General features: G+C 71.2%; 12 protein-coding genes. 8 read left to right on the forward strand and 4 right to left on the reverse strand.

All coding sequences use genetic code 11. From position 1 onward, the window contains the following. Positions 1 to 177 precede the first annotated feature (177 nt). The 8 genes from ACWD3H_RS46020 to ACWD3H_RS46055 all read left to right on the forward strand — a co-directional run bounded on the left by ACWD3H_RS46020 (position 178) and on the right by ACWD3H_RS46055 (position 11,615). On the forward strand, positions 178 to 2,106 hold the full coding sequence (locus tag ACWD3H_RS46020) for a S9 family peptidase (protein ID WP_451959548.1): 1,929 nt from the start codon (positions 178 to 180) through the stop codon (positions 2,104 to 2,106). Next, positions 2,055 to 3,380, forward strand: a complete 1,326-nt coding sequence (locus tag ACWD3H_RS46025) for a serine hydrolase (protein ID WP_451959549.1) — start codon at positions 2,055 to 2,057, stop codon at positions 3,378 to 3,380. The genes ACWD3H_RS46020 and ACWD3H_RS46025 overlap by 52 nt, the downstream gene beginning before the upstream one ends. 8 nt (positions 3,381 to 3,388) lie before the next feature. Continuing rightward, the gene (locus ACWD3H_RS46030) at positions 3,389 to 4,729 is read left to right on the forward strand and encodes a serine hydrolase domain-containing protein (RefSeq protein WP_451959550.1); all 1,341 of its coding nucleotides are present in this window, start codon (positions 3,389 to 3,391) and stop codon (positions 4,727 to 4,729) included. 77 nt (positions 4,730 to 4,806) lie between these two features. After that, a complete protein-coding gene (locus tag ACWD3H_RS46035; RefSeq protein ID WP_451959551.1) occupies positions 4,807 to 6,390 on the forward strand; it encodes a PucR family transcriptional regulator in 1,584 nt (527 codons plus the stop codon). Between the two features lie 94 nt (positions 6,391 to 6,484). Continuing rightward, positions 6,485 to 8,071 carry an ABC transporter substrate-binding protein gene (locus ACWD3H_RS46040; protein ID WP_451959552.1) on the forward strand — a complete coding sequence of 529 codons (1,587 nt, stop codon included), beginning with the start codon at positions 6,485 to 6,487 and terminating at the stop codon, positions 8,069 to 8,071. Continuing rightward, positions 8,072 to 9,109, forward strand: a complete 1,038-nt coding sequence (locus ACWD3H_RS46045; protein ID WP_451959553.1) for an ABC transporter permease — start codon at positions 8,072 to 8,074, stop codon at positions 9,107 to 9,109. Beyond that, positions 9,109 to 10,926, forward strand: coding sequence for a dipeptide/oligopeptide/nickel ABC transporter permease/ATP-binding protein (locus ACWD3H_RS46050; RefSeq protein WP_451959554.1), 1,818 nt, complete (start codon positions 9,109 to 9,111; stop codon positions 10,924 to 10,926). The genes ACWD3H_RS46045 and ACWD3H_RS46050 overlap by 1 nt, the downstream gene beginning before the upstream one ends. Then, positions 10,923 to 11,615 carry an ABC transporter ATP-binding protein gene (locus ACWD3H_RS46055; RefSeq protein ID WP_451959555.1) on the forward strand — a complete coding sequence of 231 codons (693 nt, stop codon included), beginning with the start codon at positions 10,923 to 10,925 and terminating at the stop codon, positions 11,613 to 11,615. The genes ACWD3H_RS46050 and ACWD3H_RS46055 overlap by 4 nt, the downstream gene beginning before the upstream one ends. Before the next feature lie 109 nt (positions 11,616 to 11,724). On the opposite strand, the gene menC is transcribed toward ACWD3H_RS46055, so the two are convergent. The 4 genes from menC to ACWD3H_RS46075 form a co-directional block, all read right to left on the reverse strand. Then, entirely contained in the window at positions 11,725 to 12,825 is a 1,101-nt protein-coding gene (gene menC, locus ACWD3H_RS46060; protein WP_451959556.1) for an o-succinylbenzoate synthase, read from the reverse strand. Between the two features lie 175 nt (positions 12,826 to 13,000). Then, on the reverse strand, positions 13,001 to 13,780 hold the full coding sequence (locus ACWD3H_RS46065) for a GNAT family N-acetyltransferase (RefSeq protein ID WP_451959557.1): 780 nt from the start codon (positions 13,778 to 13,780) through the stop codon (positions 13,001 to 13,003). After that, complete coding sequence (locus ACWD3H_RS46070) at positions 13,777 to 15,006, reverse strand: M20 family metallopeptidase (protein WP_355562022.1); 1,230 nt, start codon at positions 15,004 to 15,006, stop codon at positions 13,777 to 13,779. The genes ACWD3H_RS46065 and ACWD3H_RS46070 overlap by 4 nt, the downstream gene beginning before the upstream one ends. Beyond that, positions 15,003 to 15,436 (reverse strand): dipeptidase (locus ACWD3H_RS46075; RefSeq protein ID WP_451959558.1); only part of this gene is annotated, 434 nt, incomplete at its 5' end. The genes ACWD3H_RS46075 and ACWD3H_RS46070, both read right to left, overlap by 4 nt.

Genomic DNA, 15,436 nt, shown 5'->3' on the forward strand with positions numbered 1-15,436 from the left:
TGCCGCCGGAGCCGTGGCGGCCCGGCGGCACAACCGTTTCCGGACCCCGGTGGACGCACCCCTCGACGGCTGTGAGCAGGCGCTCCCGCGAGGCGATTGGAGAACGACACAACGGATCGGGGCCGGTTCGTCGTGGAGGCCGAAGAAGCGTCGCCTGGGTGGGCTTAACGTTCGGACATGCCTCGCCTCTCCCTCAGCGACCTGTATCACATCGCGATACCGGCGGACCCCCGGCTGCATCCCGGGGGGAGCACCGTGGCCTACGTGGTCACCACCGCCGATCGGGAATCCGACGAGAACCGGTCCGAACTCTGGCTGGCCGCACCCGGCGCCGAGCCGCGCCGTCTGACGGGTGGCCCACGCGACTCCTCCCCGCGCTGGTCGCCCGACGGAAGCTCGCTGGCCTTCCTCCGCCCCGTGGAGGGAAAACCACAGCTTCATCTGCTGCCGATGAACGGCGGAGAGCCCCGCGTCCTCACCACCGCGGCACTGGGCGCGGGCCCGGCGGTCTGGTCCCCCGACGGCACCAGGATCGCGTACGGCGCGCCGCACGGCGACCTCGACCGGAACGCCCCGGTCGTGGCCGACAGCCTGGAGTACAAGGCCGATGGCGCGGGCCTGCTGCGCGGCCTCACCACGCACCTCTTCGTGGTGGACGTGGCGACGGGTGAGACCGGGCAGCTCACCGCGGGCGACTTCCACGCGGGTGAGCCGTCCTGGTCGCCGGACGGCCGGCGGCTCGCCTTCACCGCGAGCATGGAGCCCGACCGCGACCTGGTCGTCAGCAGCGAGGTCTACTCGGTGGACGCCTCCGGCGGCGAACCCGAGCGGCTCACCGGCCCCGGTGTGATCTGCACGGGGGTCTGGTGGCTGGGCGGACGGCTGCTGGTCACCGGATACGCCGGTGACCCCGTCGGGCACGTCCGCCTGTTCGAGCTCGGAACGGACGGGCTCGTGGAGGTCAAAACCGGACTCGACCGCAACGTCATGCTCGGCGCGCCGGGCTATCCCGGCGCGACGCCTCAGCTGGCGGGGGACGACCTGATCTTCTGCGCCCGTGACGGTGGCTTCACCCACCTCTACCGGGCCCCCGGCGAGAAGATCGTCGGTGGGGACCGGGTGGTGTCCGGGGTCAGCGCCGTGGGGGGCAGGATCGCCTACGTCGCCGCGACGCCGGACAGCGCGGGAGAGGTCTATCTCGCGGACCTCACCGCGGACCTGGCCGGTGCCCCGTCAGGCGATGTCCCGGCCGTACCCGGAGTGACGGCGCCGGAGACGACAAGGCTCTCCGCCTACGCGCTCCCCGGCGTCGAGCTGTTCACCCCGCGAAGCCGTACCTTCACCGCCCCCGACGGGACACCGGTCGAGGGTTTCGTGCTGCGGGATGAGACGCTCACCGAGCCCGGACCGCTCCTGCTGGACGCGCACGGCGGCCCCCACAACACCTGGGCGCCGGTCTTCGACGGCGTGCACCTCTACCATCAGGTGCTCGCCGCACGGGGCTGGACCGTGCTCACCCTCAACCCCCGGGGCAGCGACGGGTACGGCGAGGCGTTCTACACCGCCGCGCTCGGCGCCTGGGGCCTCGCCGACACCGGTGACTTCCTGAGCCCGATCGACCAACTGGTCGCCGAAGGCGTCGCCGACCCCGACCGGCTCGCGGTGACCGGCTACAGCTACGGCGGCTACATCTCCTGCTGGCTGCCCACCCAGACCGGCCGGTTCAAGGCCGCCATCCCGGGCGGGTGCGTCAGCGACCTGGTCAGCATGGCCGGCACCTCCGACGCGGGACACCTCCTGAAGACGTACGAGTGCCGCGGCGACATCGCGGCCCAGTCCCCGATGAGCCACGTGGCTCAGGTGACCACGCCCACCCTGATCCTGCACGGTGAGAACGACGACCGGTGCCCCGTCGGCCAGGCCGAGCAGTGGTTCGCCGCGCTGCGCGAGCGGAACGTGCCGGTACGGCTGGTTCGCTACCCGGGTGGCTCTCACCTTTTCATCCTCAACGGCCGTCCGTCCCATCGGGTGGACTACAACGAAAGGATCGTCGAATGGCTGGAGCAGTGGATCCCGGTCGCTGGCACGCCCGTCTCGCCGAGCTGATCACCGAGTACGAGGTTCCCGGCGCGAGCCTGGCCTTCCTGCACGAGGGGGAGGTGCACGAGTTCGCCGCGGGCGTGCTCAACGTGGAGACCGGGGTGGAGACGACCACCGACTCGCTCTTCCAGATCGGCTCGGTCACCAAGGTCTGGACCGCCACCCAGATCATGCTCCTCGTCGAGCGGGGCGAGCTGACGCTCGACACCCCGGTCGCCGAGGTCCTGCCGGAGTTCCGGGTCGCCGACCCCGAGGTGACCAAGACCGTCACCATCAGGCACCTGCTCTCGCACACCTCCGGCATCGACGGGGACCTGTTCCTCGACACCGGCCGTGGTGACGACTGCATCGAGAAGTACGTCGAGGCCTGCGCGAACCTCGCGCAGAACCACCCTCTCGGTGCCACCCAGTCGTACTGCAACTCGGGTTTCATCATCGCCGGGCGCATCGTCGAGCGCCTCACCGGCAAGGGGTGGGACGCCGCGCTGCGCGAGCAGATCATCGAGCCGCTCGGCCTGACCCACACCTGGACCCTGCCGGAGGACGTGCTGCGCTTCCGCGCCGCCATGGGCCACGTCGACGGCGCGCCCGCCCCCGTCTGGGGCCTGATGCGCTCCTGCGGCCCGGCGGGGTTGATCTGCGCACGTCCCGCCGACGTCGTGGCCTTCGCCCGCGCGCATCTGGGCACCGGGCTGCTCGCCGACCCGCGGGCGATGTGGGAGCCGCAGGTGGACATCCCCAACCCGCACACCCTCGGGAAGCAGTGGGGTATCGGCTGGATCCTCGATGAATGGGACGGCCACCGGATCATCTCCCACGGTGGCAACACCATCGGCCAGGCGGCCATGCTCTGGGCCGTACCCGACAGCGACACCGTGGTGTGCGTGCTGGCCAACGGCGGTCACACCGGCGCGTTCCAGCACGCCCTGGCGACCGAGCTCTTCGACGAGCTGCTCGGCCTGTCCGTACCGCCTGTGCTGGGTCCTCCGGCCGAGCCGTTCGAGACCGACGTGGAACGGTATACCGGTGTGTACGAGCGGGCGGGTGCCCGGATGACGCTGACCGCCCGTGACGGACGGCTCGCGATCTACGCCGAGGCCACCGGAGCCCTCGCCGGGATGCAGCCCCCCATGGAGTTCGACCTCGTGCCGGTGGACGGCACCACCTTCGTCGGCCGCCCGGAAGGTGAACCTCAGTGGGCGTCGGCCGTCTTCTACGAGCTCGCCGACGGGTCGTCGTATGTTCACCTGGGCGTGCGTGCCACGCCCAAGATCGATTAGGGGCCGGCATGTTCGAGAACCTGCAGGAGCGTTTCGACGAGGCGGCCCGCCGACACGGCGTGCCGGGCGCCGCGCTGGCGGTCTTGGCGGACGGCGAGCTCACCGAGGTCGCCACCGGTGTGCTGAACAGGAACACCGGCGTGGAGACCACGGCTGACAGCGTCTTCCAGGTCGGCTCCACCACCAAGGTGTGGACCGCCGCCCTGGTCATGCAGCTCGCGGAGGAGGGACTGGTCGAGCTGGACCGGCCGGTCCGTGAGTATCTACCGGAGTTCGCCGTCGCCGACGGCTCGGAGAAGGTCATCACCGTCCGGCACCTGCTCACCCACAGCGGCGGCTTCGACGGCGATCTGTTCGAGGACACCGGGCGCGGCGACGACTGCCTGGACAGGTATGTGGGCTACCTGCACGACGCGGGTCACGTACACGCGCCGGGCGCGCTGTTCTCCTACTGCAACGCCGGCTACTGCGTCCTCGGCGCGCTGGTCGAGCGCATGCGGGGCACCACGTGGCACCAGGCGATGCGCGAGCACCTGCTGGGCCCGCTCGGTGCCACGCAGTGGGCGCTCCTCCCCGAGGAGGCCGTCCTGTTCCGCGCCGCAGCCGGGCACGTCGGGCCCGAGGGCACCGTCCATCGCACATGGGCGATGCCGAGATCCAACGATCCCGCGGGCGCGTCCATGTGCCTGGCCCCGCGCGAGCTGGTCCGTTTCGGCCGGATGTTCATCGCCGGAGGCCTGGCCGAGGACGGCACCCGGCTGCTGTCGCAGGAGACGGTCGCCGCCATGCGGACCGCGCAGGTCGCCGTTCCCGGGATCTCCGGGATGCTCGGTGACCGCTGGGGGCTCGGCCTCGAGCTGTTCGACTGGGGCGGCGAGGTCTTCGGGCACGACGGCGGGACGCTCGGGCAGAGCACGTTCTGGCGGGTCGTGCCGGGAGCCGGTTTCACGATCGCGATGAGCGCCAACGGGGCCGGCTTCATGGGGCTGCTCACCGACGTGGCCCTGCCGATGATGGCCGAGGCCACCGGCCTCGGCGTGCCGGACTTCCCGGTCCCGGCCGAGACACCGGAGGTCGTGGAGCTCGCGCCGTACACCGGCAGGTACGAGGGGCCGATGCTGGCCTATGAGGTGACCGAGACGGACGGGGCCCTGGAGATCGTCACGGTCCCCGGCGCGTTGATGGTGGAGGTGGGAGTCCCCGGCACCACCACCCGGTTCGTGCACCACCGGGGTCACTCCTTCGTCGCCGCGGAACCGGAGAACGGCAGGTATGAGACCCTCACCTTCGTTATGGAGGACGGCCGCGCCGCCTACCTTCACAACGGGCGGGCGCTGCGCCGTGCGTGACGCCACGCACGAGGCATCCGGCGGCACGGGTGCCGGGAGATCCGTTGATGTCAATCTACGTTCGCTATCGTGAGCGGATGAGTGATCGGCCGCGTGCCAGCCTGCGACGCATCCTGGAGGATCTGGGAAGCACCGTGCTGGACGTGGCCGTCTCCCCCGGAGAGCTCGACACCGAGGTCACCGGCGTCCACATCTACGACCCTCTCGACGAACTGCTCCTGCCCGAAGGGGGCATCCTGCTCGCCGTCGGGGTCGACCACGCCGAGCAGATCTGCGCCCTGCTCGACGCGGCGGGCCCGGCGGCGGGTGTCGTCGTCAAGCAACCGATGGACGTCGACGACCTCGTCCGCGCGAAGGTCCGCGAGACCGGGGTCGCGGTGCTGGGCCTCACCCGGGCCGCCTCATGGGCACAGGTGGCCGCGCTGCTGCGCTCCCTGCTGGCCGAGGGTGATCTCACCGAACCGGGGGAGACCCCACCCGATGACCTGTTCGCGCTGGCCAACGCCGTGTGCGCGCTGCTGGACGCGCCGATCACCATCGAGGACCGGTCCTCACGGGTGCTGGCCTACTCCGGGCGGCAGGACGAGGCCGATCCGGGGAGGGTGGAGACCGTGCTCGGCCGCCAGGTTCCGGAACGGTACCGGCGGATGCTGGAGCAGCGCGGGTTCTTCCGGCAGCTCTACCAGAGTCGCGAGCCGGTCTACATGGAGCTGGACGACGACATCATCAATCGGGTGGCGGTGGCCGTCCGGTCGGGAGATGAGATCCTCGGCTCCATCTGGGCAGTGGTGCGGGAGCCGCTGAGCGAACAGCGTCAGCAGGCCCTCGTCGACGCAGCGAAGATCGTCTCACTGCAGCTGCTCCGCCAGCGGGCCGGGGCCGACACCCGGCGACGGCTCCGTGCCGACCTGCTGTCCACGGTGCTGGCCGGCGGCGGGGACGCCGCAGAGGCCGCCGGCCGGCTCGGCATCGCCAGCGAGCGCCTCTGCGTACTCGCCGCTCAGCTCAGCGACGGGCCCGATGCCGACGCCTCCCGCGGGGAGAGCGACAGGCAGCGGTTCTGTGACGCGTTCGCCCTGCACGTCGGCGCCATCCATCCCAGAGCCGCCGCCGCGATGGTCGGCTCGGTGGCCTATGCCGTACTGCCCCTGCATGCCGCCGGTGAGGAGGAGACGCGGTCCCTGCGGGCCGCCGAGAGTTTTCTCACCCGCGTCGGTTCCCGGCACGCCGCCAATATCGGGGTCGGACGGATGGCACGCAACCTGACGGAGGTGGCCAGGTCCCGGGCAGACGCCGACCGGGCGCTGCGGGTGCTGCGCGCCCGCGGGGCCTCCGGCGTGGTCGCCGGTTACACCGGCGTGCACTTCGAGTCGTTGCTGCTTCAGCTCTCGGACCTGGTCCAGGCCGAGGAGCAGACACCCAGCGGCCCCTACCGGCGGCTCCTGGACCATGACACCGAGCACGGCAGCGAGCTGGCCGCCACCCTGCGGGCGTATCTGGACGCGTTCGGCGATGTCAACGCCGCATCGGCCAGGGTGCACGTGCACGCCAACACCTTCCGCTACCGGTTGAAGCGGCTCACTGAGATCAGCGGCCTGGATCTGGCCGATCCCGAGGCCCGGCTGGCCGTGATGCTCCAGATGCGGATCTTTGGGCCATAGGACGATAGGCCGCCCGCTTTTTGTGAGCGGGGACGAAGAAGGATCGCCGGGAACCGGCAAATGTGGGGCATCACCCCAGCTTCCTGGAGTCCTCATGAGAAACACGGGAGCGGCGGCCGCGCTCGGCGCCCTCAGCCTGTTCGCAGCCGCGTGCGGCGGCCCGGCGGGCACCCAGCCGGGAAAACCCGCCGACGGCGGCACCTTCACCCTCGCGATCAACAGCGATCCCGGTGTACTCGATCCGGCCACCACCGTGTTGTCGGTCACCAACACCTTGCTGTCGTTCGCTTACGACACGCTTGTCCACAACGGGCCCGACGGGAAGATCCTCCCCGGGCTCGCCGAGAAATGGGACGTCAAGCCCGACTCGGTGACCTTCACCCTCCGCAAGGACGTCACCTGCTCCGACGGCTCCAAGCTCACTCCCGCCGACGTGGCCGCGAACGTCGACCACATCACCGACCCCGCCACCAAGTCATCCATCTACGGCGTGATCGTCCCCACGGGGATGAAGGCGGAGGCGGACGACGCGGCCGGAACAGTGCGGCTGTCCACTCCGAAACCGTTCAGCTTCATTCTGGAGAGCACCCCGCTGATGTTCATCGTCTGCGGCAAGGGGATCAAGGACCGTTCCGTGCTGGCCCGGGGTACCTCGGGCTCCGGTCCCTACCAACTCGAGGAGGCGGTGCCCAGCGATCACTACACCTTCAAGCTGCGCGAGGACTACGTGTGGGGACCCGGCGGCGCCACCACGAAGGAGCCCGGCCAACCGGCCAGGGTCGTGCTGAAGGTCGTGCCGAACCAGCAGACGGCGGCCAACATGCTGATCTCCGGCGACCTCAACGGCGCGGTCATATACGGCGCCGACCGCACGCGGTTGGAGGCCCTCCCGGGGATCGGCAAGGCCGTCCAGTCGGCGGGCAACGGGCAGTTCTTCTACCACCAGGGCGACGGCCGCCCCGCGAAGGATCCGGCGGTGCGCAAGGCGCTCACCCAGGCGGTCAACGTCAAGGAGCTCGCCAAGATCGCCTCCAGCGGCACCGGCCGTCCCATCACCGGACTGGTCAATGAGCCGCGGCCCTGCCAGGGTGACACGGTCACCGGCCATGTCCCGGCCTTCGACGAGGCCGCCGCGGCCGCCGCGCTGGACGCCGCCGGGTGGAAGGCCGGTTCCGACGGTGTCCGCGCCAAGGACGGCCGGAAGCTGACCCTGCGCCTGCTCTACACCACCGCCATGGGGGCGGGAGTGCAGGCCGCGGTCGAATACCTCGCCGCGGCGTGGAAGAAGGTGGGCGCCGAGGTCACGCTCAACGGCGTCATCGAAACCAAGCTGTCGGAGTCGCTCACCGTCACCCAGAACTGGGACGTCGTCTGGCTGCCGATCAACGTCACGTTGCCCTCGCAGCTCATCGGGTTCCTGTCCGGCCCGACCGCGCCGAAGGGTGGCAACTTCGCTCACCTGGCCAACACCCGCTACGAGAAACTGGTCACCGAGGCCGGGCTCAAGCCGGGTGAGGAGAGCTGCGGGCTCTGGCGGGAATCGGAGTCCGCGCTGTTCGAAAACGCCGACTTGGTACCGGTCGTGGACACCACCGCCCTGATCGTCGCCAAGAACGCGACGTTCGACATGCGGGCCGGCGTGTTCTGGCCGACCTCGATCCGGATGACCGAGGCAGACTGAATGGCCGACTCCCCGCGCCCGCCCGTCTCCGGCCCGTCCGATGCCCGCCCGCCCGCCGCGGGCCGGAGGGCCGGCGGGCGGATGCTCACCGGCCGAGCACGTGGCGCGTTCGTGCTCCGGCACGTCGTCCGGTTCGCCGTCTCGATGGCCGCGCTGCTCGTCGCGTCCTTCGCGATGATCCGCCTGATCCCAGGTGACCCTGTGCGCGCCTCGCTCGGCCCGGCCGCTCCGGTCGAGCTGATCGCCGCCAGGCGTGAGGCGCTCGGGCTGGACCAGCCGATCCTGTCCCAGCTGCTGTCCTACATCCGCGACGTGCTGAAAGGGGAGTTCGGCACATCCTTCCTCAGCGGGGAGCCGGTCGGCGAGATCATCGCCGCCCGGCTCCCCAACACCCTCTCGATCGCCCTGCTCGCGACCGCCGTCGCCCTGCTCGTAGCGGTGCCGCTCGGCATGTGGGCCGCGATCCGCACCGAGAACGGCCGCAACCGGGGCACCGAGGCGACTTTCACCTCGGTGACCGGTACGGCCATCGCCGTCCCCGAATTCCTCTACTCGATCGCCTTGGTGACCGTGTTCGCGATCGGACTCGGCTGGTTCCCACCCGCGGGCCAGGCAGGGCCTCTCTCCTACGTTCTGCCGATCATCGCCCTGGCCCTCGCGCCCACGGCGATGATCGCCCGCATCTCCCGGGTGGAGACGCTGCGTGAACTGGGCGCCGACTACGTCCGGCTGGCACGGGCCAAGCGACTGCCCGCCGCACGGCTGTACGTCCGGCACGTCCTGCCCAACACGCTCACCGCGACCCTGACCGTGGGCGGACTGCTGCTCGCCGGCCTGATCGCCGGGAGCGTGCTCGTCGAGTACGTCTTCGCCTGGCCGGGCCTGGGACTCCGGATCGTGGAGTCCATCACGCAGAAGGACTATCCGGTCGCCCAAGGCGTGATTCTCGTCTACGGCGCGATCGTGCTGGTGGTGAACCTCGGCGTCGACCTGCTGCTCGGCGTGCTCGATCCCACCTCCGCCCTGAAGGAGAGTTGATGCGGCACCTGCTGCGTACCCCCGCCGGGCTTGCCGGGACCGTCCTGGTCACGCTCATGGTGGTTCTGGCGATCGTCGGGCCCCCGCTGTGGGGCGCCGAGGCGGAGTACATCGACTCCGGGGCCATCCTCCAGGGGTCCTCGGCCGCGCACCCGCTCGGTACCGACAACCTGGGCCGTGACATCCTCGCCCGGGTGCTGGTCGCCGGGCGGATCTCCCTCGGTCTCGCCCTGCTGGCCACGCTCATCGGCGCGACCGCCGGGATCATCCTCGGCGCATTGCCCGCGGTGCTGCCCCACCGCGCCGCGCGGCTGGTCACCGGTACGGTCAACGCGCTGGTCGCTTTTCCCGGCCTGCTGCTCGCGATGTTCACCGCGGTGATCGCGGGGCTCGGCGCGCGAGGGGCGGTACTGGGCATCGGTGCGGCCATCGCGCCCGGGTTCGCCCGGCTTACCCAGACACTCGCCGCTTCGGTGGCCGGAGCCGACTACGTCTCGGCGGCTCGCATGCTCGGCGTCTCCCGGCGGCGCGTCATGACGAGCCACATCCTGCCCAACATCGCCGAACCGCTGATCCTCAATCTCGCCCAGGTGCTGGGCGGCGCGCTTCTCGGGCTCGCCGGGATGTCCTTCCTCGGCCTGGGTGTGCAACCGCCGTCATTCGACTGGGGACGGCTGCTCTTCGAGGGGTTCGGCCGGATCTATGCCACCCCGGCCGTCGCTCTCGGTCCCGCCGTCGCGGTGGCGCTCGCGGGCATCGGGTTCAACCTGCTGGGGGACGCCCTGGCACGTGCCGCGTCGCGCACCGCCGTACCGGCGGGGAAGGCCCGTCCGCAGGCCGTCTCCGAGCCCGGCGAGCCCGACCCGGAGGCGATACTGGAGGTGCGCGACCTCACCGTCACCTTCCCCGGCGGTGTGACGCCGGTGCGCGAGCTGTCGCTGACCGTCGCGCCCGGCGAGATCGTCGGCCTGGTGGGGGAGTCGGGCAGCGGCAAGAGCCTGACCGCGTCGGCGATCGGCGGGCTGGTTCCCTACCCGGGCGAGGTGAGCGCGGCGCGGCTGCGGCTGTGTGGCGCCGACCTCGGCGAGCTGCCGGAACAGGAGCGCCGCAAGCTGCTCGGCACGTCGCTGGCGATGGTCTTCCAGGACCCGATGGCCTCGCTCAACCCGGCGCTCAGGGTCGGCGGGCAGCTCGCGGAGGTGGCGACCGTGCACCAGGGCGCGAGCCGTGCCGAGGCCCGGACCAGGGCCGTGGACCGGCTCGGGCACGTGCGGATTCCGGAGCCGGGCAGGCGGGCCCGGCAGCACCCGCACGAGCTGTCCGGCGGTATGAGGCAGCGTGCGGTGATCGCGATGGGCCTGATGGGCACACCGCGACTGATCATCGCCGACGAGCCGACCACCGCTCTCGACGTGACCGTGCAGCGGCAGATCCTGCGCCTGCTGCGCGAGGTGACCGGCGAGGCCGGCGCGGCGACCCTGTTCATCTCCCATGACATCGCCGTGGTCGGCGAGCTGTGCCATCGGGTCGTGGTGATGTACGCGGGCCGGGTGGTCGAGGAACTGCCGGTCGAGAAGCTGGCCTTCGGCGCCGCGCACCCCTACACCCGCGCGCTGGTCGCCTCGCTGCCCGACATGGACACCGACAGGTCCCTGCCGCTGGCCAGCATCCCCGGCCATCAGCCCGCACCCGTCGAGGTCGGCGGGGGGTGCGCCTTCGCGGCCCGCTGCGAGCTGGCGACCGACCGCTGTGCCGAGCGTCCGCCCCTGATCCCGTACGGCAAGGCGCATCAGGTCGCCTGCTGGGAGGCTTCATGATCATTAAGAATCTGACGGTGCGGTTCGGCGCGTTCACCGCCGTCGACGACGTCACGCTGGAGATCCCGGCCGGGGCGATCGTCGGTCTGGTGGGGGAGTCCGGGTCGGGTAAGTCCACGCTGGCCAGGGCGGTGACCGGGCTGGTGCCGTACACCGGTGAGATCGTCGGCGGTGATCCGCGGCGGATCCAAATGATCTTCCAGGATCCCTACGCCTCGCTCGACCCGCGGATGACCGTGGGCGCGTCGGTGGCCGAGGGGCTCCGCGTGCCCCGCGCCGCCTGCCAGGCGGAGGTGGAGCGGTTACTGTCGCTGGTGTCGCTGCCCGTCTCGCTGGCGGGGCGCTATCCGCGTGAGCTGTCCGGTGGTCAGCGCCAGCGGGTGGCGGTCGCCCGGGCGCTGGGCGCGCGCCCCGAGCTGCTGGTCGCCGACGAAATCACCTCCGCCCTGGACGTCTCCGTCCAGGGCTCGGTGCTCAACCTGGTCCGCTCGCTGCGCGCGGAACTCGGGCTGTCGATGCTGTTCATCTCGCACAACCTCGCCGTGGTCCGGTACGTCTCCGATGTCGTCGCGGTGATGCACCGGGGCAGGCTGGTCGAGATGGGGGCGACCGAAGACGTGGTGGGGTCGCCCCAGGACGACTACACCCGCTCCCTGCTTGAGGCGGTGCCCCGCCTCAGGCGCAGCTGAGAGACGGCCGGTCTCCCGCTTCTCTCCCGTCCGGAACGGGGGAAGCCGAAGACCGGCCGCGGCGTGCGCCACGACCGGCTCCTCTTCCCACTGAGGCGGGAAACGCCCGCTAGATGGTGATCCATTCGGTGGAGACGGTGACCTCCTCCAGGATGTCGTGGACGGGGTCGACGCCGATGCCGGGGCCGGTGGGCACGCCGATGTGGCCGTCGTGCAGCTCGAAGGGCGGCGTGACGTCGGTGGCGTAGTAGCGGCGGGAGGCGGAGGTGTCACCGGGCAGGGTGAAGCCGGGCAGGGCGGCCAGGGCCAGGTTGGCGGCGCGGCCGATGCCGGTCTCCAGCATGCCGCCGCACCACAGGGCGACGCCGTGGGCGCGGGCCAGGTCGTGGATGCGGCAGGCTTCGAGGTAGCCGCCGATCCGACCGGGTTTGACGTTGATGATCGAGCAGGCGCCCAGGGTGATGGCGGCGGCGGCGTGTTCGGCTGATTCGATGGATTCGTCCAGGCAGATGGGGGTGGTCAGCCGGGTGGCGAGCCGGGCGTGCTGAAGCATGTCGTCGTTGGCGAGGGGCTGTTCGATGAGCAGCAGGCCGAAGTCGTCGAGTTTGGCCAGGTGGGTGCTGTCGGCGAGGGTATAGGCGGCGTTGGCGTCGACCTGTAGCAGGAGATCTTCGCCGAAGCGTTCGCGGACGGCGCGGACGGGGGCGAGGTCCCAGCCGGGTTCGATCTTCAGTTTGATCCGGGCGTAGCCCTCGTCGAGGTAGCCGGTGACGGCGTCGAGGAGTTGGGGGATGGAGTCCATGATGCCGACCGACACTCCGCAGGGCACGCGGTCGGTGTCCGCGCCGAGGAAGGAGGCCAGGGACTGGCCGCCGGTGCGGAGCTGAGCGTCCAGGACGGCGGTTTCCAGGGCGGCCTTGGCCATGCGGTGACCTTTGAAAGGCCGCAGGGCGCGGCCGGCGGTGTGGGCGTCGGTGTGGGCGGGCAGGGCGGGGATGAGGAAGCGGCGCAGGACCTCGGCGGCGCCGTCGACGTATTCGGGGGAGTAGAGCGGCTGGGACATGGCGACGCATTCGCCCCAGCCCTCGGCGTCGGGGGTGACGACGCGCAGGAGCAGTACGTCGCGTTCGGTCTCGGTGCCGAACGAGGTGCGGAAGGGGGCGACCAGCGGCATCCTGATCCGCCGCAGTTCGATTCCAGTGATCTTCATGATGGTGTGCGGCCTCCGCCGCGTCTCCCTCCGATAGCGTCGCCGGTCAGGCGACCCCGTTACAGGATGTCGCGCGGCTCGCGCCGCGTCCTTCTCTGAGTGCCCCGCCGACCGGCTCCCGGTGGTCTCCCGGCCCGTGCCGGCCTTCCGCCGCAGGCCTTGCCGGTCAGGGCGGTCAGACGGTCCGTTCCACGAGGTAGTGGCCCTCGCCGGTGAACCCGGTCACCCGGGCACCTTCCCCCATCAGCGTGCCCAGCACGTCGCGCACGGCGTGGCGCCATGCCTTGGCCGCGCCGGGGTCGATGCGGCGCAGCGCCTCGATGTCGGGCGGGACCGCGACCAGCAGCGTCCGGGCGTCGGTCCGTCCGGCGACCGGGCGGCCGTCGCACTCGGCCAGGGCGGTCACCGCGTCCGGCGGGATCTTCGGCCGGTGCGGCTCGCCTCGTACGGCGGCCAGTACCCGAGGCTCGGTCAGCCGCCAGACGGCGAGCATCCGGTCGGACTCGTCGCCGGTGTTGATCGCGTCCTCCATGACGCCGTAGAAGGACGGCAGGTACTTCTCGGGACGGGCGCCGAGTTTGACCAGGTTGAAGTGGGCGTTGCGGCGTATCAGCGGGTCGTAGGTCCAGGTGATGCGATCCAGGCCCCGGTCGAGTGCCCAGCCGCGCTGGTGCAGCTTGAGCGCGAATCCGATCCCGCGCCCGATGGCGGCGCCGGTGATGTGCGAGTGCAGCACCTGCCCGGCCGGGGCCGCGAGGAAGCCGACCGAGGCGCCCACCAGGCGGTCGCCCTGGTAGGCGCCGGTCACGTAGTTGCCCGCGTGTGACAGCGCCCGCATGAGCTCGACGGTGATGGGCTCGCTGCCGGGATCGGGGTGCCAGATGCCGTCGAACAGCCGGAAGACCTCCTCCAGCTCCTCGATGGAGCGGAGTTCGCGCAGCACCACGCCGTTCACCCGAGCATCGCCCGGACCAGGCCGGTCAGCAGCGCCGTACGGCCGGGCATCTCGGCCACGACCACATGCTCACTGTCGGCGTGGGCACCGCCGCCCACCGCGCCCAGCCCGTCGAGGGTGGGGCAGCCGGCTCCGGCGGTGTAGTTGCCGTCGGAGGCCCCGCCCACTCCGACACCGGAGAGCGGGGCGAGTCCGAGGCCGGCGGCGATCCGCCGGGCGACGGCGAACAGCCCGGCCGATGAGGCCTCCTCCAGGGGAGGACGGTTCGGGCCGCCGATCACCTCCAGCCGGGTTCCGGCGAGCCGGGGGGACAGTGCCCTCATCAGTTCGTCCACCCGCTCCTGCGCGGCGAGGGTGGGCACCCGCACGTCCACCGACACGCGGGCCAGCGCGGGCACGGTGTTGACCGTGGTCCCCGCCGACAGCACCGTGGGCGTGACGGTGGTCGGGCCCAGGCCTGCGGGGTCGCCGGGGGCCGTCGCGCCGAACGGCGTCCCCGGTGCCGCGGAGCCCGGCCGCCGACCCGGAAGGAGAGGCAGCCCGCGTGTCGCGGCGGGTGACGTCTCCGCCGTCGTCATGGCAGAAGGACCACCGTTCACCTGATCGGCGATCCCGGTGACGGCGAGGATCTGGTGGGCCAGCTCGATCCCCGCGTTGGCCCCCTTCTCGGGCTCCAGACCGGCGTGTGCGGCCGTTCCGCGCACCACGAGCTCGTAGACCGACGTACCCTTGCGCGCCGTCTTGAGCGCTCCGCCGTCGGCGCTCGCCTCCAGCACGAACGCGGCCGCGCGGCCGCGTGCCGACTCCTCGATCAGCGCGCGTGAGGACGGTGAACCGACCTCCTCGTCGCCGGTGACCAGCACGCACACCCCATCCGGTGACGGCAGCGCGGCCAGCGCGTGGAACGCCTGCACCAGCCCGGCCTTCATGTCGAACACCCCCGGCCCCCGGGCGATCCCGCCGGCCACCGACCAGGGGCGCTCGGCCAGCGTCCCGAGCGGCCAGACAGTGTCGTGGTGGCCGACCAGCAGGACCCGGGGCGTGCCGAAGGTCCACCGCAGGTGGGTGACCCCGCCGATCACGATCGTCTCGGGGCGTGCGCCGAGCCTCCTGAACCCTTGGTCGGCGACCACCCGGGCGCTACGGGCCACCGCCTCGTGGTCGGCGGAGAACGACTCGCACGCGACGAGTTCCTCCAGGTCCTCAAGCATGACGTCCAGGTTCACCGTGGTCGTCCCAGCTCCGCGCGGAACAGCCGCAGGACGTTGCCGCCGAGGATCTTCACGATCTCCTCGTCGGCGAAGCCGTGCTTGAGCAGGGCGTCGGTGACCAGGGGCAGGCCGCTCGGGCCGGCCAGCCCGGGCAGGACGGCCAGGGGGTCGATCTCGCCGTATCCGAGATCCTCGCAGCACGGAGGTGTGACGTCGGTCAGCACCTCGCGGATGAAGTCCGGGCCGAGGCCGACGTGGTCGATGCCACCGACCTGTGCGATGTGCTCGATGTGGTCCACCAGACGGTCCACGGTGAACTCCGCGGGGTCCGCGGCAAGGAAGCTCGGCACGAAGTTGACGCAGACCACGCCGCCGGTGGCGGCGACGGCGCGGATCTGGTCGTCGGTCAGGTTGCGGTGGTGGTCGCGGAGCGCGCGGGCCGAGG

The sequence above is a fragment of the Streptosporangium sp. NPDC002607 genome (assembly GCF_053592655.1).